The sequence below is a fragment of the Haloarcula ordinaria genome (assembly GCF_029338275.1).
In the GTDB taxonomy this organism is placed as follows: domain Archaea; phylum Halobacteriota; class Halobacteria; order Halobacteriales; family Haloarculaceae; genus Haloarcula; species Haloarcula ordinaria.
In genome coordinates, this window is record NZ_CP119789.1 from 2,029,826 (window position 1) to 2,051,790 (window position 21,965).

Consider the following 21,965-nt stretch of genomic DNA (forward strand, 5'->3'; position numbering starts at 1 on the left):
GAAGGTCCGGCTGTCACGTGGTTAAATCCATCGGGTCGAGGGCTGGCGGAGTCGGTGCCGGCCCCGCCACGGGTTCGTCCGGCCGGGTCAGTCTGAGCGCGACGACGGAGTCACGTCGCCCACGGACCGACGTCGAAGAACCGGCCCGCGGCCCAGCCGACCGCGAACGGCGCGAGTACTGCCAGACAGACGAGGCCGACCCAGCGGGCCGGCGGTGGCTGGGTGACGAGATAGCAGAGGTACACGGTGCCGACAAGCGGGAGGACTCGCCTGGACAGTGCCGTGATGCCATCGAGCATCGTCAGTCGCCCCGCTGTGTCTCGCTCACGATTGCTCGTCGCCGGCGTCCTCGGGGTCGACGACCCGTTTGCCGGTCGCCTTCGGAACGACCACGCGGTCGGCGTCCTCCCACTCGCGGTCGAGTTCGGCCCCCTCGTAGAGGCGGTCGAGGAAGACGGCCAGCGAGGCGACCTCCGAATGGGGCTGGTTGGTGACGCCCACGTTCCAGTCGGCGCGTTCGTACACCTCGAAGGGGACCTTCTCGGCCCCCACGACGACGAGCAGAGGGCCATCGTCGTGGGCCGCACGGATGTCGTCCTCGACCTCCTGAATCGGTTCACCGTACATCGTCAGGTGGACTACCGCGCCTTCGAAGGCCCGGATGTAACGCTTCGGTTCCTCGGTCGTCTCGACGTCGAAGGGGCCACCGAAGCGGTCCGTGATGTCGACGATAGTGTCGGTCCGCGAGCTGGCCGACCCGGCCATCACGACCCGGTCGGCACCCAGGGCGCGGGCCGTGAGGCCGACGTGGGTCGTCATCCGCTCGTCGCGCCCGGGTCGGTGGCCCAGTCTGAGCACTGTGACCGACTCGGTGCCCCTCATGTGCCCCTCGCTGACTCGATGGCATCACGCACCGGTTCGAAGGCGATTTCCCGCCACTCGACGGGGTCACCGTTTACGAAGACGGTCGGCGTCCCTTCGACGCCGCTGTCGATGCCGGCCTGTCGGTCGGCGGCTACCGTGGGGCGGTACTGCTCGTCGACCGCGGCCTGGCGGACCGGCTCACCGTCGACGTTGAGCCCGTCGGTCAGCTCGGCGTAGGCCTCCGGCCCGAGGCTGGCCTGGTTCTCGAAGAGCCGCTTGCTGTAGGTGAAAAACGCGGCGTCGCCGGCGGCGTCCTGGACGGCTCGCGCGGCGCTCGCTGCCTGCCAGGATACCGCCTCGTCGACCGGGATTGGGAAGTCGTGGAACTCGTATCTGACGGCCCCGCCCGCGAGGAACGCTTCCGCTATTTGTGGGTACACTTCGACCGAGTAGGTCTGGCAGTGCGGACAGGCGTAGTCCTCGAAGACGGCCACAGTGACGTCGGCGTCCGGGTCGCCCGCGACGGGGGTCGGAAGCGTCTCGCCGGTGGGCGTCGTGGACGGCGACTGGCCGCCATCGCTCCCCTGGGAGAGGCAGCCGGCCGTCGCCCCGGCCAGCGCGACGCCGGTGGCGAGCACGTCACGGCGAGTCGGTCGGGTCATACCTGTCACTCGACGCTGGCGATATAAAACGACGTTGTCATCGACGGACCGCAACGCTATTCTGCGCTCCTGTCAGTGTTGAACTATGACCAGTTCTTCGCGCCGCATCGTCGTCACGGGTGGCGCAGGGTTCATCGGCTCGCATCTCGTCGACCGGCTGGTCGGCGACAACGACGTCATCGTCGCCGACGACGGCTCCAACGGACGGGTCGAGTGGGTAGACGACGGCGCGTCGTTCGTCGACGGCGACCTCACAGACGCCGACGTCGTCGCCGAGGCCATCACGCCGGACGTGGACATGGTCGTCCACCTCGCGGCGTCGAAGCTCGTCGACACCGACGACCCGCGCAAGCAGTTCGAGGACAACAGCGAAATAACGTACAACATCCTGGAGCGTATGGACGACGTGGGGGTCGAGGACCTCGTGTTTACGTCGTCGTCGACTGTATACGGCGAGGCCCCTCGGCCGACACCTGAGGACTACGCGCCACTGGAGCCCATCAGCGTCTACGGGGCGACCAAACTCGCCGAGGAGTCGCTCGTCTCGACGTACGCCCACAGCCACGACATCCAGTCGTGGGTGTTCCGCTTCGCGAACATCGTCGGCCCGCGGCTCCTTGGGGCCGTCATCCCCGACTTCATCGAGAAACTCCGCGCCGACCCCGAAACGCTGACCATCCTCGGCGACGGCCGGCAAGAGAAGTCCTACATGCACGTCGACGAGTGTCTCGACGCGATGCTGTACGCCGTCGAGCACGCGGAGAAGGACCACAACGTGTTCAACCTGGGGACGCGGACGACGACGTCTGTCGACCGCATCGCGACCATCGTGGCCGAGGAGATGGGCGTCGACCCCGACCGCGAGTACACCGGCGGGAAACGGGGCTGGACCGGCGACGTCCCGCGGATGCGTCTCTCCGTCGAGAAGCTGTCGGGACTCGGGTGGGAACCGGCACAATCGAGCGACGACGCCGTCCGTCAGACGGTTCGGGAACTGCTGGACGAGCTCTGAGCCGGGTCAGGCCGGGTACGTCCCGGTCAGTTCGCCCTTCGCGAGCGTGTGGCCGCTGGCGGCGTCGTAGACGTCGTCCTTGCTCGCTCCTTGCGGGAGGTCCAGCATCGCATCCAGCGCGTACACAAGGAAGCGGTAGGTGTGCTCCCTGTCCGGCGGATTCGGGCCGCCCCACCCGGTCTCGCCGTAGTCGTTCTGCCCCTCGGCCGCGTCCTCAGGCGTCCAGCCCTCCGGGATGTGGGTCCGTTCGGCCGGGATGTTCCAGACCACCCAGTGGTCCCAGACCTTGCCCGCCGGTTCCGTCGCGTCCGGGTCGTCGACGACGATGACGAGCGAGACGGCCTCCGCCGGAACGTCATCGACGTCTAGTGGGGGGTTCGTGTTTTCGGCGGCGTAGCCGTACTTCTCGGGGATGCGCTTCCCGTCGTCGAACGCCGGACTCGTCACTCGCAGGTCGTCCATGTACGAACAGATGACAGCCAACTGCAAAAAACTGGCCCGGTAGTCATTTTGCCGGCGACTGCCAACTGTCGTCCGTGCAGGTCGTCGGCTACCAGCCACGCGTCGAGTCTCCCGCCGCTATCGTCCTCGAAGACGACGGCACCATCCGTACGGAGCGGCTGGAACAGGGGACCGAGCTCGCGTACGCGCTCGGGGACCGCCACTGCGCGGGGACGACGGACGGCGACGTCCACCTCGCCTGTCCGAACGACCCCGCGCCCTACTGTCCGGACCACACGGACCGGTGGCCCTGTGCGCGGTGCACCGGCGAGTGCGCGAAGCCCATCGACGCCTGCGACGAGGAACACGCCGTCTACCTCGCGGCGTTCGCGCCCGACGTCGTCAAGGTCGGCGTCACGCGTTCCTGGCGACTCGAACGCCGGTTACGGGAGCAGGGTGCGGACCGTGCGGCCCACCTTCGGACGGTCGCTGATGGCCGCATCGCCCGCCAGATAGAGGCCGACATCGCAGTCGACCTGGGCGACCGGGTCCGCGTCCCGACGAAGGTGGCCGGGTTCGCCGAATCCGTGAGTGAGCCGTTCTGGGACGACTTGATGAGCGAATACGACCCGCTAGAGACGTTCGATTTCGACTACGACCTCGACCTGTCCGACCAGCCGATTCCGGAGACGCTGGCAACGGGGACCGTCAGAGGGACCAAGGGGCGGGTCGCAGTGCTCGAGAACAACGGGAGTACGTACGCCGTCGACCTTCGGGACCTCGTCGGCTACGAACTCACCGAGAGCGGGACCGACCGCGACCTCCAGTCGAGTCTCGGTGCGTTCGGGTAGGTCGCTCAAAATCCGACCGAAGTGTACACAAGACCCTTTATGTAGGCATCTGGAGACGTTCGTGTGAGACGAGAAGTCACACTCGCCGGTGCCATGGTACTGCTCATCCTGGCTATGGCCGCCGGTGCGACAGCAGTCCCCGACGTCCTCACCGAACCCGACGAGGACATCCGCCCGAGCCATCTCGACCTCCGCGAGACAACGGTCAACGCCACCGAGGTCGGTGGTGAGACTGTCACGCTGGCGCTGGATTCGCGGGTGGCCCACCGGGGCGGCACCGCCCGGAACGTCACTGTCGAGACGCGGGTCGTCGACACCGAGACCGGGCTGGTTGCGACGACGCGCCGCCAGTCACTCGGCAACGTCACCGGGGAGCGGGAAGTATCGGTCACGACCGACGTCACCGTCGAGCGCGAGGGCGGCTATCGCATGGAGACCATCGTCTACGCCGACGGCGAACGGCGGACGACCGGTCGGACGGAGGTTCGGAACGTCGACGCGCTCACGCCCGCCTACGCCGAGAGCAGCGTCTCGTTCCACCGCTTCGAGAACACCGACGTGCCGCTGCGCGCCATCTCCTATCGCATCGAGTCCGTCGCTGACAACCGGACCACGCTGAACGTCTCCGTGTACTTCACCAACCGCGGGGACGAACCGGCCGGCGACCTGACGCTCCGCCTGCGCGCCCGACAGGCCGATTCCAACGTAATCGCCGACGAGACACGGCTCTCGGTCGGCCAGATTCGCCCGGGTCGGACCGAGACTATCGACGCCGAGCTCACGGTTCCGGACGGCTACAACTACTGGCTCGACGGCATCCTCCAGTCCGACGGCGTCATCGTCGCGACGGAGAGCGCTCCGGCCAACTTAGACCCACAGGAGACCCTCGAACTCAACGAGACCCGGCGCGACGTCGGCTTCCAGTCCGGCGACTTCGCCGAGGAGCCCGAACGGGAGCGGGCCACCGAAGCACCCGAGAGAGAAGCAACAATTGGCGGGAGCGGCCCCGGGTTCACGGCCGTCGCCGCGCTCGCCGCGCTCCTCGCCGGTACCATCGCACTCGCACGGAGGCGACTATGACAGACACAGCCACCTCATCGTCCCAGACGGACACCGACCCCGAATCGAGCGTAGCGACAGAGGCATCCGATACCGACACCGGCGGCAGCGACCGGTCTATCCGGACCTACGCGATGTGGGCGGCCTTCGCCATCCTCGTCCTCGTCGCCCTCGTGGCGACGTTCCAGTTCTACTTCGCCGCGTCGGCGGCGATCTCCGAGTTCGTCACGCGCCGGTACCGGCCGCTATTCCGCGCCGGCTTCAACCTGCTCGTCCTGCTCGCCAGCGGGCTCGGCATCTCGCTGCTCGTCCGCCGACTCGCCTGAGGACGACAACCCTTTTCTGCGGCCCTACCAAACCCGCTCCCATGGCAGACGACGATTCCGAAAATACCGAGGAAGCGCGCGAAGAGACAGCAGGCGGCGAGGCGGAGGAGAAATCCTTCCGCGAGCGCGTCGAAGAGATTCGCCAGCAGCGCGCCGAGGAGCGCGAAGAAGGCGACGAGGGCGAGATGAGCCGCGAAGAGCGCATGGAAGAGATGATGGGCGGTGGCGGCGGCCCCGGTGGCCCCGGCGGCATGGGCGGCAACCCCTTCGCACAGATGATGGGCGGCATGATGGGCGGTGGCGGCCCCGGTGGCCCCGGCGGCATGGGCGGCCAGCCCGGTCCCGGCCGCGAACAGGAGAGCGGCGGCGACAACGAGGACCTCACCCGCGAGATCCGCAAACTCCGTGACGAGGTCAACGACGTCCGGCGGACGCTCGACCGCATCGCCGACGCGCTCGAAGACTGAGGTTCTCGCGGGACGCTCGTTTCCAGGCGCTCGGGGCGACAGCGAGTGACGACGATACGAAGCGACGAGAAGTGAGACGCGGCAGTCAGCGCTCGTAGGCGAGGTTCATGATCCACTGCGAGAAGGTGTCGTCGTGGGGGTCGACCTCCTCGTCGCCGATGAACGGGGAAAGTTGGTCGCCGGCCATCAGCAGCGAGAAGTCCAGGTCCCTGGCCGCCGGCGTGAGGTAGTAGGTGTTGTGCCCGTTGTACACCGTCTCCTCCCGCTGGATGAAGTCCTGCTCGAAGAGGGACTCGACGATCCGACTCCCCTTCCGCGACGAGACGTCGAGTTCCTTCCAGAAGTCGCTCTGGTGGATACCGCCCGACTCGCGGATGAGTTCTAGCCCTGCCCGTTCGTCTTCAGAGAGGTCCGCCTCCGACGCTGCCGAGCTCATGTATGCTACACTGACGGACGGCCGGTTAAATGTGACTTTCGACCGGCCGATACGGCGTCTCGCAGGGCGGGCCGTCGGCGAACCGGTACGTTCGGTCCGCTCCAAGCGTCACGAGCGACGACGACCGCGTCCCGAAGCCGTCGCCGTGGACGCAGACACCGAAGTCGTGGTCCCCGATAGCGTCGGCGGCGCGGTCGAGCCACGTCTCGGCGTCCTCCCCCGGCTCGACCTGGAGGTGGTCTCTCAGTCGGTCTGCGTTGGCAGCCTGTCGCTCCCCCACCTCCGGTCGGTGGCCAGGAATCCGGTAGTCGCCGTCCGCGCCGACGTTGACGACGACGTGGACGCCAGGTTCGAGGGTCCGGACGGCCAGCTGTCCGTCCCACTCCAGCAGGACGGCGGCGTCTTCGTCGACGAGCAGGAGGTTGAACCCATCGTACTCGGCCTCTCGGACCGCCTGTTCGACCGCTTGCGCCGCCGATTCCGCGTTCTGGTGGCCGAACGCATCCCGGACGAGCAGGCCCCGCGAGCGCTCGGCGGCCAGGTCGGCGTCGACCCAGCGGTTCGTTATCGCCGCCAGGACGCCGTGTTCGTTGTAGCCCACCCAGGTCCCTTCGGCCTCCTCGTCGGCCGGCGCGATGACCCGGGCCCCCCACTGGCGTTCTCGGGGCGGTTCCGAGGGCCTGTCCAGTCGCTCGTCGCGGTTCGCACCGAACGCGACTGGCGTGTCGGGGAACACCTGCCACGCGAGGACGATTGTACACACGAGTTGCTGTAGGCGTCGCCGGTAGAAAACGGCTTGCCTGGCAGTGTCCAAAGTATCCTTCTCTGACAACACTGGTGTGCTGCAAATAGAGCGTACGTCAAGCCCGGGTTCGACACTCGTCCGCTCGAAGCGAGCTTCGCCAGTCGTCTGTTACTCCTCGAGTTCCGGGACGTCGAGTACTTCCTGTGTTGTCGTACCACACACCCATACGGATGGCGTATCCGTCTGGGTCACCCGGACACGTCGAGGAGCGTCTTCCCGATGCCCCCCGACGACATGCAGTGTCGCTGTGCGGCGCCAGCCTCCGCGAGCGGAAACGTCGCGTCGACGGCCACGTCCACCTCGTTGCGCTGTAGCAACCGCGCCGTCCTCGTGAGCCCCTCCGAGTGGTGGGCCGTCGCCCGCATGTGAGAGCAGAACTCGAAGCTCGCTTGCTTTCCCTTTGCAGTCCCGGCGGTCGGACTCGACACGGTGATGTCGTCGTCCTCACCCAGAACGACGATGGTCCCGCCGGTCGCTAGCGACTCGACGTCGGCTGTGACGTTCGCAGCGGCGTGGGTCTCGACGACGACGTCGACCGGCCGCCCGCCCGTCGCGTCACTGATGGCGCTCGCGAGGTCTTCGTCGCTGTAATCGACCACCGCGTCGGCACCGAAGGCCCGAACTGCGTCACTCGAGTCGGGACTGCAGGTCCCGACGACGAACCCACCCTCGTGGCTGGCGACCTGAACGGCCGCGTGGCCGACACCGCCTGCTGCACCCTGGACGAGGACGACGTCGCCGGCGTCCATCCCCCCTCGTTCGAGGGCCTGCATGCTCGTGGTCACCGGTTCTGCTGCCGCGGCACCGGTCTCGAACGAAATCGACTCGGGCAGGTGGGCCAGTCGCTGCTCGGGTACGGCGACGTACTCCGCGTAGGTGCCTGGCCGGTCCAGTCCGAGACCGGTGACAAAGGCCCGCTCACCGGTCTCGAACGCTGTCACGTCGTCGCCAACTGATTCGACGACGCCCGCGGCGTCACCGCCGAGTACGTGCGGGAGTCCGCCGTCCTCGGGCGGAACGTATCCCTCTCGAACGTACGTATCAAATGGGTTGACGGCCGCGGTGTCGACCGCCAGTAACACCGCCTCCGGTCCCGGTGTCGGTCGCTCGACGTCGTCAATCCGGAGGACGCTCTCGTCGCCGTACTCGTGGATTCTGACAGCTCGCATACCCACAGATGGCACGAGAACGCCTATAAATCCGCACCGTCGGGTTCGATGGCCCTAGTCGACGGCAGCATGATTCATTCCGTGACGGCGGTCTCCCGGCAGCGGTCGTCGACCGAACTGGCGGTCAGCGTCACTCTTCGGAGTGGTCCTCGGTCACTGCCTCGCGTACGAGCTCGCTGCCTGCGTCGCGGCCGATACCGTCGGTGGTTCCACTCTCGGTCTCCGTCGCCGGGGGCTGGCCGGTGTCGGCCGCCTCCGCGGCCGTGCTGGCCTCCGCGTACAGTTCGTTGGGGGTGCGGTTCACGCGGAGCTGGAACACGTCGGGACGGTTGTAGTGGCCGGCGAAGTCGTGGAACAGCTTCCGGCGAATCGCCGTCTCGATATCGATGTCACCGTACAGGATCGTCTCCTCGTTGCCGACCGGCCCGGCGATAACCGAGCGGTCTGCACCGACGATAGCCGACCCGCCCGAGTACTCCGGTCGCATAATCTTCTCGGCCGTCTCGTCGTCGACCTGGAGCTTCTCGACGGTCCGTTCGTCGACGACGCCGACCGAACTAATCACGGCGGCTTTCGACATCTGTGCGAACGCCTTCGCGTCGTCCAGCGACCGCTCCGGGAGCGGGTTCGACTCCGACGGGATGTACGGGGGCCAGCTCATCGCGTGGATGCGGCTGTACTCGGCAGTCAAGCCAAACACGGCCAGCGGGTTGGAGTTCTCCCCGCAGATCAGGCCGCTCATCGGTCCGTACTCGGTGTCGATGGTGCCGAACGTGTCGTTTTCGCCCTCGGTGTGGACGAGCTGTTCGCCGACGGTGGGCTTCAGCTTCTGGTGGGTCCCCAGCAGCTCGCCGTCCGGTGAAAAGAACAGCTGGGAGTTGTACATCGTCCCGGTCGTCTGGGGCTCTTTCTCACAGGCACCGATTACCACGTAGGCGTCGGCGGCGTCGGCCGCCGCGGCAAGGCGCTCGGTCGACGGGCCGGGCACCTCGATGGAGTTCTTGAACAGCTCGACACTCAACGACTGGGAGAGCTGACTCGTCGCGCCGTGGAAGTGAAACCACAGCGGATGTGCGGGGATGAACCCCTCCGGGAACGCGATCACGTCGGCATCGTTGGCGCCGGCCTCTTCGATGAGACCGACCGCCTTCTCGACGGATGCTTCGCGGTCGAGAAATACTGGTGCAGCCTGTACTGCTGCCGCCGTCACAGTCTGGTACTCGTCTCCCATACGCTCGGCACGTGGAATGTTACCATAAACCTTCGCAGGCACTCGTCTGGTGCCCCATCGGGGAGTATGCTAAGGGAGACGTCAACGTGAACGTGAGTGCCTCGCGCCGGTGACGTGACATCGCTCTCGCCAGCGACCGCCGCCACAACAGCACAGCCGCCGATTTCCCCACTTGAGTCGCCCTGTTTCAAGCACGGTTCCTGGAACCGATGCAAATTGCGGGGTCCGAGCAAGATGCTTGCCTCACTCCTCTAGCAGTGTCCGAACGGCCTGTCGGTCGACGGTGCCCGATGGCGTTCGGGGGAGCGCGTCGACGATTCGAACCGTCTTGGGCACTTCGTAACCCGCGACCCGCTCCCGGCAGTGCGCGACGACCGCCGAGCCGTCGACGTCGCCGACGACGAGCGCGGCGACCCGCTGGCCCCACTCCGGGTCCGGAAGCCCGACCACGGCGGCCTCGGTCACGTCCGGATGGGTCCGAATCGCACTCGCGACGTCGCTCGTGACGACGTTCTCGCCCCCGGTGACGATTCGGTCGTCGGCTCGCCCGGTCACCCACAGTCGGCCGTCGGCGTCCCGGTACCCGATATCGCCCGTGTGGAACCCGTGGGCGCCGAACGCCGCGTCCGTCTGCTGCGAGTCGAGGTAGCCGGGCGTCACCGTCGGCCCGTCGACGACGAGCTCGCCGCGTTCGCCAGAGGCGACTGGTTCTCCGTCGGCGACGACTCGCACGTCGGTGAACAGGAGTGGCTGTCCGACGGTTCCGGGGTGTTCGACGGCTGTCTCCGGCAGGGCAGTCGCTATCTGCGAACTCGTCTCGGTCATCCCGTACGTGGGACAGACTGGGACGCCGCGCTCCCGAGAGCGTTCGACGAGCGCTTCGCTCGCAGGCCCGCCGCCCAGGAGCACGAACCGGAGCGAGTCGGGCGGCGTCCAGCCCCGGTCCAGCAACCGCGTGAGCATCGTCGGAACCAGCGAGACGCCGGTGACCTCCTGTGCGTCGAGCATCTCGGGGGTCCGTTCGACGTCGAAGGTGCGCTGGACGACGACGGTCGTTCCGTAGAGCGCGCTCCGGACGAACGGGGCCAGGCCACCCATGTGGTAGGTCGGGAGACAGACCAGCCATCGGTCGTCGGGCCGGACGCCGAGCCGGAACGCCGAGGCCGTCGCGCTCGCGACGAGGTTGCCGACGGTCAACCGGACGCCCTTCGGGGCGCTCGTCGTCCCCGACGTGAACAGGACGAGCTGTGTGTCGTCCCGAGCGAGTTCGACGGTGGGTGGCGGACTCGCCGACGACGCGACGGCGTCGAACTCGTCGATGGCCCCACGGTCGCTCGCATCCAGCGAGACGACGGGACACGGCGCTACCTCGATAGCGCGTTCTGCCGTCGGCGCCGCACAGACGAGGACCTCCGGGTCGAGCGCGTCGAGCTGCGATTCGAGGGTCGCCGCCTCCAGTTCGACGTTCAGCGGGGCCAGCGTCGCCCCGGTTCGCATCGCGCCGAACAGCAGCCGACTCATCGCCGCCCGGGTGTCGACGAGCGTGGCCACCCGCCCACCGCGACTCGCCCCGAACGCGTCGAAGACTACCGCGGCCTCGTCGACGGCGTCGTCTAACTCGCGGTACGTCAGTTCTCGGTGCTCACCGACGACGGCCGTCCGGTCGGGCGTACTCTCCACTCGGTGGGTCACGAGGTCGCGCGTCGGCCAGTCGACGGGCTCAGGCATCCGTTCGCACCTCCGACGGGTCGACGCCGAGGCCAGCGCTCTGCGGGACCGACATCTCGCCGTCCGTGACCGTCGTCGGGTCCGGACCGAGGTCCCGCTCGAGCCTGTCGCCGGTCGCCAGCCCACACGGGACAACGTCGGGGATGGCCGCTGCGACGTGGAGCGCCGCCACCCGGGCCACGACGCCGTCGATGGTCGTCGTGACGACCGGCTCGATGCCGGCCTCACGGGCGCGCATCGCCAGCGTGTGGGCGTTCCCGGGCCCGCCGAGCGCCATCGGTTTGAGGACGAGCACGTCGGCGGCGTCGGCCTTCAGGACCGCGTCGACGCGCCGGCCGACGAGCGACTCGTCCAGCGCGACGCCCACGTCGTAGCCCGCCGAGCACAAGTCAGCGTGACCCGTCAGGTCGTCGGCCGCCAGCGGTTGCTCGACGTACGCCACGCCGAGCGATTCGAACCGCCCGAACGCAGTCTCGGCCTGGTCGCGCGTCCAGGCCCCGTTCGCGTCCGCTCGCAGGGTCACGCCGTCACCGACTCGGTCCCGAACCGCGCGAATCCGGTCGACGTCCTCGGCAACCGGCCGGTTACCGACCTTCACCTTGACACAATCGTATCCCGCATCGACGCTAACTGACACGGCCTCAGCTGTCTCCCCTGCGTCGCCGTCACCGACCGTCGCGTTCACCGGAACCGACCGGCAGTTCCGGCCCGCGTCGAACCACCGGTAGAGCGGGACGCCGTCGGCCCGCGCGTCGGCGTCCAGCAGTGCCGTCGAGAAGCCATGGCGGGCGGCGGGGACCTCCAGCGCGTCCAGTTCCAGCAACGCGCCACTGTGGCCGTCGCTTCGTTCCGCTTCCGTTGCGGCGTCGAGTCCCGCCTCGCATTCGACCAGTGACTCGGTCCAGCCCGGCAAGGGGGTCGATTCGCCGACCCCGGTCTCGCCCCGATGGTCGTACCTGACGACGAACCCCTCGCGGTTCGAGATGGTTCCGTCCGCCGTCGCGAGGGGGCGAGCGAGCGGGAGGGAGAACCGTTCGACGGTCATAGCACCTGCGGGAGCGACAGCCCGGCGGCGAACAGCAGCGAGTGGACGAACAAGGTCTGTCCGACCCGTTCGAGCGCCGGATTCAGTGCCGCGCCCTCGGTCTCGGTGAGGACGGTCCGCGAGACCGAGACCGCGAGCGGGAGCGAGAGGAGCGGTGCGAGCGCCCACGGCCCGAACGCGCCGTCGAGCGCGAAGCCCACCGGAACCACGTACGCCATCCCGACCATCGCCAGGAACTCGACGCGACTCCACGTGTAGCCCAGGTAGACAGCCAGCGTCTTCTTGCCTGCCGCCATGTCCGTCTCCCGGTCGCGGACGTTGTTGACGACGAGGATGGCCGTCGAGAGCCCAGCGGCGGGGAGACTCGCGGTCACCGCGGCCGCCGTGACGCTACCCGGTGGGAGCGTCGTCGGGAACGTGCCCACCGCGGGCATCGTCGCGACGGCCTGGACGTAGTAGGTCCCGGTCACGGCGACGAGGCCGAAGTAGACGAACACGAAGAGGTCGCCGAGGCCCCGGTAGCCGTAGGGAAACGGGCCACCGGTGTAGAGGATACCGGCAGCGATGCCCGAGAGACCGACGACGACGATAGGCAAACCGCCGATAGCGACCAGATAGACGCCCACGACGACGGCCAGGCCGTACGTGGCGGCCATCGCCCGTTTGACCTCGGCCGGTTCGATGAGGCCGCCGGCGGTCACCCGCGTGAACCCCTCCCGGTCGTCCGTGTCGGCTCCCTTCACCGCGTCGTAGTAGTCGTTCGCGAAGTTCGTCCCGATCTGGATGAGCAGCGCCCCCACGAGGGCCGCGAGCGCTGGGCCGAGCGCGAACACGCCGGCGTGGACGGCCACGCCCACGCCGACGACGACCGGGGCGGCGCCCGCCGGGAGCGTCTGTGGCCGGGCGGCCATCACCCAGGCCTTCCGCTTCGAGACGTCCGCCGTCGCAGTACTCATTGGCGGAATTTCAGGCCCACACCCCCATATCGCCTGTGGTTGTGATGGCTAGCTGGCCCCCGTTTCGCCGACGCGTCCGGAGTCGATGGCCTCACCGTGGCCGTGCGAAGCCCCGAACGTCGCCACCTCGACTCCTCGGTCAGTAGTGCCAGGGCACGTCGTCGAAGTCCGGCGTTCGGCCCTCGTTGAACGCGTCACGGCCCTCCTGGGCCTCGTCGGTCATGTACGCCAGCCGGGTCGCCTCGCCGGCGAACACCTGCTGGCCGACCATCCCGTCGGAGTCGAGGTTGAACGCGTACTTCAGCATCCGCATCGCCGTCGGTGATTTGCTGTTGATGCGCTTTGCCCAGTCGATGGCCTCCGATTCTAAATCCGCGTGCGGGACGACGTCGTTGACCATCCCCATCTCCTCGGCCTCCGCGCCGCTGTAGGTCTTCCCGAGGAAGAACACCTCGCGAGCCTTCTTCTGGCCGATTTGCCTGGCGAGGTACGCCGAGCCGAAGCCGCCGTCGAAACTCCCAACGTCCGGGTCGGTCTGGAGGAACTTCGCGTGCTCCTCGCTAGCGATGGTGAGGTCACAGACGACGTGCAGCGAGTGGCCACCGCCGACGGCCCACCCCGGGACGACGGCGACGACGACTTTCGGGATGTGGCGAATCTGGCGCTGGACCTCCAGGATGTGGAGGCGGCCGACGTTCTCCGGTGCGCCCTCGTCGCCGACGTCTCGCGGCTCGCCGCGCTCACCGCTCGACTTGTCCGAGTCGCGCTGCGACCCGCTATCTTCCTCGGAACGGTACTCGTACCCGCTCTCGCCGCGGATGCTCTGGTCGCCGCCCGAACAGAACGCCCAGCCACCGTCCTTGGGGGAGGGCCCGTTACCGGTCAGCAGGATGCAGCCCACGTCGGTGAGCCGTTTGGCGTGGTCCAGCGCCGTGGCGAGTTCGTCGACCGTCTCCGGGCGGAAGGCGTTGCGCTTCTCCGGCCGGTCGAAGGCGATGCGGACCGCGCCCGTCTCCGTCGAGCGGTGGTAGGTGATATCGCGGAAGTCGAACCTGTCGACCGGCTCCCACCGGCTCGGGTCGAATAGCTCTGAGACCATACCCTGGATGGCGGTGGCCGGCGCAAAAAGATTCGCGCTGGCCGAAAGATTTTGTACTGACCCGGACGGACCTCGAAATAATGCCCTCCTCCACCGACCACCGACGGCTCGAGATCGGCCTCGTCGTCCTGTCCGTACTCGTCTTCGGGTACAGTCTCATCATCGTCCAACAGATTCTCCTCGGCGTGCTGATTATCACCGTGTTCTGGGGAGCCTATCTGTTCTACAGGCTCATCGAGATACTGGCGCGCATCGCGTCGGCACTGGAGCAACTCGCAGTGCAGCGGGCCGACGGCGGCCTGACTGGGGAGTTCGTCGAGCAGTACCGCTCGGTGGACACCGACTCGGACGAGCGACCCAACCACGACGACTGAGAATCGGCGGTGAGGATTTATCTGCCCCCTCTCCAATGAGCCACCACTGCTGTCTCACATGACCGAGACGTTCTACGAGGTACTCGGCGTCGCACCGGACGCGACGACCGACGAGATACGGGCCGCCTATCGAGAGCGCCTGAAGACGGTCCATCCCGACGTGAACGACGAGGCCGACGCCGAGGTGTCCACGCGCAAACTCATCGACGCCCGCGACGTCCTGGTCGACGAGGACGAGCGCGAGCGCTACGACCGTCTCGGCCACGAGGCATACGTGAGCGGTGATAAGAGCGACGGAGAGAGCGATGTCGCCAGAGCGGCCAGGGACGTGGGGTACGGCGGCGAGGCTGCGTCCGACCGGCGAGAGCGCGCCCGTTCGACGGTCAGGGACGCCAGAGCGCGAGCACGGGAGCGCCGCGAGCGAGAGCGACGCGCTGCCGAGCGCGTCTCCCAGCGTCGGGAGACAGAGACGACAACGGAGGGTGCCACGACCGGCGGGAGCGGCCGTTCGACCGCGAGTCCCGGGCACCCGAGTTCGGCGACTTCGGCGGGGGGTGACAGTACAGGCGGGCCTGCCTGGGCGACGTCCGGAGGATACCGCAGCGGTGGGTCCCGGAACTGGGTGTCGACCGCCGACGACTGGACCCCGTCCGGTCGCGACCTGACGCTGCTCGGAATCACGTTCGCGCTCTATCCAGTCCTGCTGTTCAGCGCCCTGGTCCCCGCGTTCCCGCTGTTCGTCAACGTCGTCCTCGGCGCCTGTCTGGTGCTCGTCGTCGGCTACCTCCAGTCGATGCCCCGCATCGCCTTGCTGGTGTTCGGTCCCTGGAGCATCGTCATGCCGTTCGTCCTCGTCGGCCTGAACCTCTCGCTCGTCTCGCTCGTCGGCATCGCCGTCCTGCTTGCGACCTGGCTCCCGTTCGGATTCACTATCCTGACCATCTCCGTCCTTCGCCTCTAGAACCTGGCCTTTGTGGGGTGGGTGTTCGTAGCGTTGTCTGGACGCTAGTCGCTGGGGTCGTCTGGGGTGCAACGAGACCACCTCGAAACGTCGCTCAGCGACTGGCGATAGCCTCGCGGACGCGTGCGGCTAGGGCGTCCCGCACCTCGTGGCTCTCTGCGGCGTCGAACTGGACTTCGAGCACCTGCGTCCCGTCACGCGTAACCGACTCGTTGAACGCCGCCCGGAAGTCGTCCCGGCCATCGATGCGCCGGAACTCCAGTCCGTAGAGGTCCCCGGTCGGCCCGAAATCCAGCCCATGTGGCGTCTTGAACTGCTCTTCGAACGTCTCGTGTGCCTCGATGGGGAGGACGTGGAAGATGCCCCCGCCGTCGTTGTTCACGAGGACGATGGTCGCGTCGACGGCACAGCGACCCAGCGCGAGCAGGCCGTTCATGTCGTGGTAGTACGCCAGGTCGCCGGTCACCAGCACGAGCGGGTCCTCGGTCGCGCTCCCCGCGCCCAGCGCCGTCGAGGTGACGCCGTCGATACCGCTCGCGCCCCGGTTGCCCAGCACGGTGAGGTCGGCACTCCGCGGCCGGCCGAACCGGTCGGCGTCCCTGACCGGCATGCTGTTGGAGACGAACACGGTCGCCGGGTCCGGTGCGTTCTCGAAGACGTCCGAGAGGACGCCACCTTCCCAGTCGGCTTCTGTACGGCGCTCCGCCACTGCCTGCCAGTGGACCCGCTCGGCAGCGGCGAACCGGTCGCGCCACGGCTCCAGTCCGGCGCCCTCGACCCGGTCGGCGAGGGCCAGCGCGGTGGCGTCCTCGTCGGCCACCAGCAGGTCCGTCGCGGTGAACTCTGCCTCCGTCCAGTCGCCCGTCGGGTCGACGACGAACTGCCGGCAGTCGGCGTCGCGGAGGTACTGCCGGAGGGGCTTAGAGGTCGGTGACGCCCCGAACCGGAGCACGACGTCGGGGTCGTCCCACGCAGCCGTCGCCTCGGAGCCGACGTAGGCGTCGTAGCCGCCACAGACCGGCGCGTCGAGCGCGTCGACGTGCGGGCCGAATCGGAGGTCCGAGAGCGGGTCTGCGAGCACCGGGAATCCGGTCGCCTCGACGAGTCGCCCGAGCGCGTCCCTACCGAGTCCACCGTCGGCGGGGCCCGCGACGACGAGGCCACGCTCGGCGTCACTGATTGCTCTCGCAACGCGTTCGTGCGCCGCCTCGTCGAGCGTCGGTCTCCCGGTCGACGTCTGCACGAACGGGCCGTCGCGGCCGTCGGCTTCGAGCGGGTGGTCTTCAGCCCAATCGTCGGGGACGCCCGCCGGGTCGTCCGCGGGAACCGGGGTCGGTTCCAGTGGCTTTCGGAAGCGACAGTTGAGGTGGACCGGCCCCGGGTCCACGCCGGTCGACTCGCCGAGTGCTCGGGCGGCCGTAGTCCGCAACATGCGCACCTTCCGTGGCTCGGCCTCCGGTTCGGGCATGTCGCGGTACCACCGGACCGAATCGCCGTACAGCTTCTCCTGGTCGACGGTCTGGTTGGCACCGCTGTCGATGAGTTCCGGCGGGCGGTCGGCCGTCAAGAGGAGCATCGGGACGCCCGACTGATTCGCCTCGATGACCGCGGGGTGGAAGTTCGCCGCCGCGGTCCCCGAGGTACAGACCAGCGGAGTCGGTCGCCCGGTTCTTCGCGCCCGTCCGAGCGCGAAGAAGGCTGCGGAGCGCTCGTCCAGATGCGAGAACACCTGCACGTCCGGGTGCTCGGCGAACGCGACGGTCAGCGGCGTCGACCGACTCCCCGGTGAGAGACAGGCGGCGTCGACGCCGCCGGCGACGAGCTCGTCGACCAGCGTCTCGGCCCACAGCGTGTTGACGTTCGGGTGACTCATTCCAGTTCGTCGAGCATCGGCCGGTACTTGAGCTGGACCTCGTCCCACTCTCGGTCGGGGTCGCTGTCCGAGACGATGCCGGCGCCGGCAAACAGTGTCGCGAGGCGGCCGCGGGCGACCGCAGAGCGGATACCGACCGCGAAACTGCCGTTCCCGCCCGCGTCGACCCAGCCGACGGGCGCGGCGTACCACCCACGGTCGAAGGCTTCCGTCTCCCGGATGGTCCGCAGCGCCGCGTCCGGTGGCAGGCCGCCCACCGCCGGCGTCGGGTGGAGTGCCTCGACGAGCTCGAGGACGTGGCGGTCGCTGTCGAGTTCGGCGGTGATGGAGGTCCGGAGGTGCTGGACCGTCGCCAGTCGACGGACGCTCACGTCGCCGGTCCGGACCGACGACGCGAACGGTTCGAGCTGCTCGCGGATGGCGTCGGCGACCAGCTGCTGTTCGTGGCGGTCCTTCTCGCTCTCGAGCAGCTCCGATGCGAGCCACTCGTCCTCTGCGGGGGTATCGCCCCGGCCTGTCGACCCCGCGAGCGCTTCCGTCCGGACCGTTCGACCACGAACGGAGACGAGCCGCTCCGGCGTCGCACCGAAGAACGTGCCGGCGTCGGCGAGCGAGAGCATGAACCGGTAGCAGTCCGGATATCTCCGGGCCAGCCGACCCAGTACGTCCGGTACTGAGAGCCCGTCCCGGAGCGATACCTGCAGCGACTGGGCGAGGACGACCTTCTGGAGGTCGCCCCGCTCGACGCTCTCCAGCGCGGCACGCACCTGTTCGCGCCACCCGGCCCGCGTCGGGGTCCGCTCGACGTGGTCGATGCCCGGCGAATCGGCGACTGGGCCAGCGTCCATCTCCTCCAGTCGGTCCCGCCACGTCTCGAGTGACCGTTCTGCCGCCGTGCTCGCGTCCGGACCCGTGGCAATCGTCGTGAGCCACGCGTCGTCTCCCGTCTGGGTCAGCTGGACCGCCGGGAGAAAGAACGCGGCCCCGGGGAACCCGTCCCAGGGGGAGTCGGCGTCTGTCGTATCCCCGTCGTGGAAGGCGAACCCTCCGAACAGGCGCGGGCGAGCCGCGCGGGGGAGGCCTGGCTGGACCGAACACGATTCGAAGAGGCTCTCGGCCCGCTCGCGGACGTCCTCGAACCGGGTCGAGCCCTCGGCCGTGACGGTAACGGCCGCGCCCCGGGCGGCCACCGTCTCGGTCCCCGTGGCCCACGCGAACCGCGGCCGCTCGTCCGTCTGGAGAACCCCCCGAATCGGCGCACAGTCGACGCGACACCCACGTGCGACGACCGCCGTCTCACCGACCGTCGCCTCCTCGCCACGCAGTGGTTCCATTGGCCCGGTCTTAGGAGTCCGTCCCTTTGAGCCTAACTATGCCCGAACCGTCCGTGGCTCGGCCGCCCCGACCCGGCCTGCTCACTCTGACCGCCAGGCGCTCCTCGCAGCCGGTGTCCGAACATCTCAACCGCCCGCCAAGTTTAAATATGGGTTACTCTAAGCACCCAACGTTGCGATGCCAAAGGTAGAGATAACGGTCCCGGAGCACCTCGAGATGCAGATTGCCCAGCTGGTCGAGCAGGGCGAGTTCATCAACCGCGAGGAAGCCATCGAAGACCTCCTCTCGACGGGTCTCAAGGCGTACAAGACCTCCGGACCACAAGATCAGGACGAGGAACCAGGGTTCGAAGACGACGGGATGATGGGACACGACGACGAGTACGTCTTCTGACCCCCAGCCCGCCGGTCTGGTATCCCTTCCCGGGTAATTCTTATACCACTCCCATCTCATAGGGTAACCAACCATGCACAAAGACGAGCTGCTAGAGTTACACGAACAGATGGTGACGATTATGGAGTTCTTCCGCGACGAGATGGACTCCGTCGACCCGGAGCTGTTCGACCAGTACCAGGAACTCGACGTCCGGCCCTCGGACGTCCACAAGTCGAAGAGCGAGCACAAACACGCGGTGTTCGTCCTCGGCAACGCGCTGGCCACCGCGATGAGCGAAGACGAGTTCTCGGACGCCGGCCGCGTCGGCAAGCGGATGCAGGAGCTGGCCGAAGACGCGGAGCGCAAACTGTAGCCCGGCACGTCCCTCTCTTCATTTCCTCTCTCTGCATGCTGCTCTGGTGATGAGCCGCTGCTCCAGGCGGGTCCGGTGGACTCGCTCTCGGACCAGTGCGCCTCGGTGACTCAGCGTCCCTCGAACTCCGGGTCCCGCTGTTCCATGAACGCCCGCGCCCCCTCGTCGTGGTCTCGGGTCGTGAAGGCGATGCCCTGGGCCGTGGCCTCGCGGTCGAGTGCCTGCTCGAACGAGGACTCGACGCCGCGGTCGACGAGCCGCTTCGACTGGGTCAGCGCGACGGTGGGCCCCGAGGCGATTGTTTCGACCGTCGACTCGACCTCCGTGTCGAACGATCCGGCATCGAACAGCTGTGTGACCAGCCCGAGTTCCAGCGCTTCCTCGGCCCCGACCGTCGCTCCGGTGAAGACGAGTTCCTTCGCCTTGTTCGGCCCGACGAGTCGCGGCAGGAAGTAGGAGATACCGGAGTCGACGGCGAGTCCGACACGCCGGAAACCGAAGCTAAGTCTCGCGCTCGGATTCGCGAGTTGTACGTCGCAGGCCAGTGCGAGTCCTGCGCCCGCACCGAACGCCGCGCCGTCGAGTTTCGCGACGACCGGGAGTCGGCAGTCGTAGACTGCTTCGACAGCATCGTTGATGGCCGCGGCGGCGTGTTCCACCCTGTCCGCTGGCGGCACCTCGTTCGCGACGCCCTCGACCATCGCCCCGATGTCGCCGCCGGCACAGAACGCGTCGCCCGCGCCCTCGACGACGACACAGCGGGCGTCGCTCTCGGCGATGGTCTCGAAGCGGTCGACCAGTACCCCGGCGGTGTCGACGTCCATGGCGTTCCGGACGTCGGGCCTGTTCAGGGTCACCGTCGCCACCCCGTCGGCGATACGCAGTTCCACGGCGTCTGTGGTCATGGCTCACCCGACGCCGGGAGACGGGAAAACCCTGGCGTCCAACCTGGTTGGGTACGACCTTTTGTAGGGAGCCACACCAGGACCGTGTATGCGCATTCACTGGCACCGTCGGGACCTGCGGGTGGCCGACAACGCCGCGCTCGCACGGGCGACGCCGGACGACCCGGTCGTCCCGGTCTTCGTCTTCGACCGCGACGTCCTCACCCACGCTGGTCCGCCTCGCGTCGCGTTCATGCTCGACGCGCTCGACAGTCTCGCCGAGCAGTACCGTGACGCCGGCAGTCAGCTCCTCGTCGTCCACGGCGACCCCCGTTCGGTCCTCCCGGACCTGGCCCGCGAACTCGGTGCCGACCACGTCACCTGGGGCCGGGACTACTCCGGTCTCGCCCGTGAGCGCGACGCGGCGGTCCGGCGTGCGCTCGACGACGCCGACGTGACCCGCGAGGCCGTCCAGAACGCCGTCCTGCACGAACCGGGCGAGATAACGACGAACGACGGCGACCCCTACAGTGTCTTCACCTACTTCGGCCGGAAGTGGCAGGACCGGGAGAAAGCCCCGCCGTACGACCAACCGAGTGACGAGGCGCTCGCGGCCGTCGATGCGAGGGAACTCGGGGACATGGCCGGTACCGACCGCCCGACGCTCACGGATCTCGGGTTCGACACGCCGGAGGCGGACGTACCGGCGGCGGGGACAGACGCGGCGCGGGACCTGCTCGCGGACTTTCTCGATGAAGCCGTCTACCGCTACGACGACCGGCGGGACTACCCGGCCGACGACTGCACGTCGCGGCTCTCGGCGCACCTCAAGTTCGGGACCATCGGCATCAGAGAGGTCTACGAGCGGACCGTCGCTGCCCGCGACGTCGTCGAGCCGGGCAGCGACCGGGACGACTCCGTCGGGGAGTTCCTCTCCCAGCTGGCCTGGCGGGAGTTCTACACCCAGGTGCTGGCCGCGAACCCCAACGTCGTCACGGCGAACTACAAGTCCTACGAGCGCCCTATCGAGTGGAACCACGACCCAGAGGCCCTGCAGGCCTGGAAGGACGGCGAGACGGGCTACCCCATCGTCGACGCGGGGATGCGCCAGCTGCGGGCCGAGGCGTTCATGCACAACCGCGTGCGGATGATCGTCGCCTCCTTCCTGACGAAGGACCTCCTCATCGACTGGCGCGAGGGGTACGACTGGTTCCGCGAGAAGCTGGTCGACCACGACACCGCCAACGACAACGGCGGCTGGCAGTGGGCCGCCTCGACGGGGACCGACGCCCAACCCTACTTCCGCATCTTCAACCCGATGACGCAGGGCGAGCGATACGACCCGGACGCCGAGTACATCAAGCGGTACGTCCCGGAACTGCGGGACGCGGGGGCGGAGATAATCCACGGCTGGCACGAGGCGTCGCTCACCCAGCGGCGCAACGCGGCCCCCGACTATCCGGCCCCCATCGTCGACCACAGCGACCGGCGCGAACAGGCCATCGAGATGTTCGAGCGGGCCCGCGGGGACGGGTAGGTCCGGTCGATGCTGTCAGGTAGTGACATGCTAGAACCACCACGAACGCGGGCACGAAACCCACCGCCTCCTAAACGTTTAACAGGTCTCCGGTCCACAGGG

25 protein-coding genes are annotated in these 21,965 nt (G+C 68.0%); 10 read left to right on the forward strand and 15 right to left on the reverse strand.

The features are described from left to right. Positions 1-110 precede the first annotated feature (110 nt). The 3 genes from P1L41_RS10825 to P1L41_RS10835 are packed head-to-tail and all read right to left on the reverse strand — an operon-like array spanning position 111 to position 1,526. On the reverse strand, positions 111-299 hold the full coding sequence (locus P1L41_RS10825; protein WP_276295742.1) for a hypothetical protein: 189 nt from the start codon (positions 297-299) through the stop codon (positions 111-113). Between the two features lie 25 nt (positions 300-324). After that, entirely contained in the window at positions 325-882 is a 558-nt protein-coding gene (locus P1L41_RS10830; RefSeq protein WP_276295743.1) for a tRNA (cytidine(56)-2'-O)-methyltransferase, read from the reverse strand. Continuing rightward, the gene (locus tag P1L41_RS10835) at positions 879-1,526 is read right to left on the reverse strand and encodes a DsbA family protein (protein WP_276295744.1); all 648 of its coding nucleotides are present in this window, start codon (positions 1,524-1,526) and stop codon (positions 879-881) included. The genes P1L41_RS10830 and P1L41_RS10835 overlap by 4 nt, the downstream gene beginning before the upstream one ends. Before the next feature lie 85 nt (positions 1,527-1,611). Between P1L41_RS10835 and P1L41_RS10840 the strand changes: the two genes are divergently transcribed. Next, a complete protein-coding gene (locus P1L41_RS10840; protein WP_276295745.1) occupies positions 1,612-2,538 on the forward strand; it encodes an NAD-dependent epimerase/dehydratase family protein in 927 nt (308 codons plus the stop codon). Between the two features lie 6 nt (positions 2,539-2,544). Here P1L41_RS10840 and P1L41_RS10845 read toward each other — a convergent pair whose 3' ends face one another. Further along, complete coding sequence (locus P1L41_RS10845) at positions 2,545-3,000, reverse strand: YbhB/YbcL family Raf kinase inhibitor-like protein (RefSeq protein ID WP_276295746.1); 456 nt, start codon at positions 2,998-3,000, stop codon at positions 2,545-2,547. 74 nt (positions 3,001-3,074) lie between these two features. Between P1L41_RS10845 and P1L41_RS10850 the strand changes: the two genes are divergently transcribed. From P1L41_RS10850 to P1L41_RS10865, 4 genes are all read left to right on the forward strand, one after another. After that, entirely contained in the window at positions 3,075-3,830 is a 756-nt protein-coding gene (locus P1L41_RS10850; protein WP_276295747.1) for a DUF2797 domain-containing protein, read from the forward strand. 63 nt (positions 3,831-3,893) lie between these two features. Further along, complete coding sequence (locus P1L41_RS10855; RefSeq protein ID WP_276295748.1) at positions 3,894-4,910, forward strand: DUF7490 domain-containing protein; 1,017 nt, start codon at positions 3,894-3,896, stop codon at positions 4,908-4,910. After that, positions 4,907-5,215 carry a DUF8060 family membrane protein gene (locus P1L41_RS10860; protein WP_276295749.1) on the forward strand — a complete coding sequence of 103 codons (309 nt, stop codon included), beginning with the start codon at positions 4,907-4,909 and terminating at the stop codon, positions 5,213-5,215. The genes P1L41_RS10855 and P1L41_RS10860 overlap by 4 nt, the downstream gene beginning before the upstream one ends. A 41-nt stretch (positions 5,216-5,256) precedes the next feature. Continuing rightward, positions 5,257-5,682: a hypothetical protein gene (locus tag P1L41_RS10865; RefSeq protein WP_276295750.1), complete on the forward strand. Its 426-nt coding sequence runs from the start codon at positions 5,257-5,259 to the stop codon at positions 5,680-5,682. Positions 5,683-5,767: 85 nt separating this feature from the next. On the opposite strand, the gene P1L41_RS10870 is transcribed toward P1L41_RS10865, so the two are convergent. The 8 genes from P1L41_RS10870 to P1L41_RS10905 all read right to left on the reverse strand — a co-directional run bounded on the left by P1L41_RS10870 (position 5,768) and on the right by P1L41_RS10905 (position 14,151). Further along, positions 5,768-6,118, reverse strand: a complete 351-nt coding sequence (locus tag P1L41_RS10870; protein ID WP_276295751.1) for a helix-turn-helix transcriptional regulator — start codon at positions 6,116-6,118, stop codon at positions 5,768-5,770. Positions 6,119-6,143: 25 nt separating this feature from the next. Beyond that, the gene (locus tag P1L41_RS10875) at positions 6,144-6,881 is read right to left on the reverse strand and encodes an NRDE family protein (protein WP_276295752.1); all 738 of its coding nucleotides are present in this window, start codon (positions 6,879-6,881) and stop codon (positions 6,144-6,146) included. 230 nt (positions 6,882-7,111) lie between these two features. After that, complete coding sequence (locus P1L41_RS10880) at positions 7,112-8,092, reverse strand: NADPH:quinone reductase (RefSeq protein WP_276295753.1); 981 nt, start codon at positions 8,090-8,092, stop codon at positions 7,112-7,114. A gap of 130 nt (positions 8,093-8,222) precedes the next feature. Beyond that, complete coding sequence (locus P1L41_RS10885; protein WP_276295754.1) at positions 8,223-9,323, reverse strand: carbon-nitrogen hydrolase family protein; 1,101 nt, start codon at positions 9,321-9,323, stop codon at positions 8,223-8,225. A gap of 243 nt (positions 9,324-9,566) precedes the next feature. Continuing rightward, positions 9,567-11,051: an o-succinylbenzoate--CoA ligase gene (menE, locus tag P1L41_RS10890; protein WP_276295755.1), complete on the reverse strand. Its 1,485-nt coding sequence runs from the start codon at positions 11,049-11,051 to the stop codon at positions 9,567-9,569. Further along, entirely contained in the window at positions 11,044-12,096 is a 1,053-nt protein-coding gene (locus tag P1L41_RS10895) for a mandelate racemase/muconate lactonizing enzyme family protein (RefSeq protein ID WP_276295756.1), read from the reverse strand. The genes menE and P1L41_RS10895 overlap by 8 nt, the downstream gene beginning before the upstream one ends. Further along, positions 12,093-13,052, reverse strand: coding sequence for a 1,4-dihydroxy-2-naphthoate polyprenyltransferase (locus P1L41_RS10900; RefSeq protein ID WP_276295757.1), 960 nt, complete (start codon positions 13,050-13,052; stop codon positions 12,093-12,095). Before P1L41_RS10900 ends, P1L41_RS10895 begins: the two co-directional genes overlap by 4 nt. 139 nt (positions 13,053-13,191) lie before the next feature. Further along, positions 13,192-14,151 carry a 1,4-dihydroxy-2-naphthoyl-CoA synthase gene (locus P1L41_RS10905; protein ID WP_276295758.1) on the reverse strand — a complete coding sequence of 320 codons (960 nt, stop codon included), beginning with the start codon at positions 14,149-14,151 and terminating at the stop codon, positions 13,192-13,194. Between the two features lie 80 nt (positions 14,152-14,231). On the opposite strand from P1L41_RS10905, the gene P1L41_RS10910 reads away from it, so the two are divergent. Together P1L41_RS10910 and P1L41_RS10915 are read left to right on the forward strand one after the other, a co-directional pair. Beyond that, positions 14,232-14,525, forward strand: a complete 294-nt coding sequence (locus P1L41_RS10910) for a DUF8066 domain-containing protein (RefSeq protein ID WP_276295759.1) — start codon at positions 14,232-14,234, stop codon at positions 14,523-14,525. A 58-nt stretch (positions 14,526-14,583) separates the two neighbouring features. Further along, entirely contained in the window at positions 14,584-15,486 is a 903-nt protein-coding gene (locus P1L41_RS10915; RefSeq protein ID WP_276295760.1) for a J domain-containing protein, read from the forward strand. A 94-nt stretch (positions 15,487-15,580) separates the two neighbouring features. Here the strand turns inward: P1L41_RS10915 and menD are convergent, their stop codons facing one another. Together menD and P1L41_RS10925 are read right to left on the reverse strand one after the other, a co-directional pair. After that, positions 15,581-17,359 carry a 2-succinyl-5-enolpyruvyl-6-hydroxy-3-cyclohexene-1-carboxylic-acid synthase gene (gene menD, locus P1L41_RS10920; protein ID WP_276295761.1) on the reverse strand — a complete coding sequence of 593 codons (1,779 nt, stop codon included), beginning with the start codon at positions 17,357-17,359 and terminating at the stop codon, positions 15,581-15,583. Then, on the reverse strand, positions 17,356-18,693 hold the full coding sequence (locus P1L41_RS10925; protein ID WP_276295762.1) for an isochorismate synthase: 1,338 nt from the start codon (positions 18,691-18,693) through the stop codon (positions 17,356-17,358). Before P1L41_RS10925 ends, menD begins: the two co-directional genes overlap by 4 nt. Positions 18,694-18,871: 178 nt before the next feature. On the opposite strand from P1L41_RS10925, the gene P1L41_RS10930 reads away from it, so the two are divergent. Beyond that, entirely contained in the window at positions 18,872-19,087 is a 216-nt protein-coding gene (locus P1L41_RS10930) for a ribbon-helix-helix domain-containing protein (protein ID WP_276295763.1), read from the forward strand. 73 nt (positions 19,088-19,160) lie between these two features. Beyond that, positions 19,161-19,442, forward strand: coding sequence for a UPF0058 family protein (locus P1L41_RS10935; RefSeq protein ID WP_276295764.1), 282 nt, complete (start codon positions 19,161-19,163; stop codon positions 19,440-19,442). Positions 19,443-19,552: 110 nt separating this feature from the next. On the opposite strand, the gene P1L41_RS10940 is transcribed toward P1L41_RS10935, so the two are convergent. Next, positions 19,553-20,347 (reverse strand): enoyl-CoA hydratase/isomerase family protein, encoded by a 795-nt coding sequence (locus tag P1L41_RS10940; RefSeq protein WP_276295765.1) that lies wholly within the window; start codon positions 20,345-20,347, stop codon positions 19,553-19,555. A gap of 88 nt (positions 20,348-20,435) precedes the next feature. Here P1L41_RS10940 and P1L41_RS10945 point away from each other — a divergent pair, with 88 nt between their 5' ends. After that, positions 20,436-21,863 carry a cryptochrome/photolyase family protein gene (locus P1L41_RS10945; protein WP_276295766.1) on the forward strand — a complete coding sequence of 476 codons (1,428 nt, stop codon included), beginning with the start codon at positions 20,436-20,438 and terminating at the stop codon, positions 21,861-21,863. Positions 21,864-21,965 lie beyond the last annotated feature (102 nt).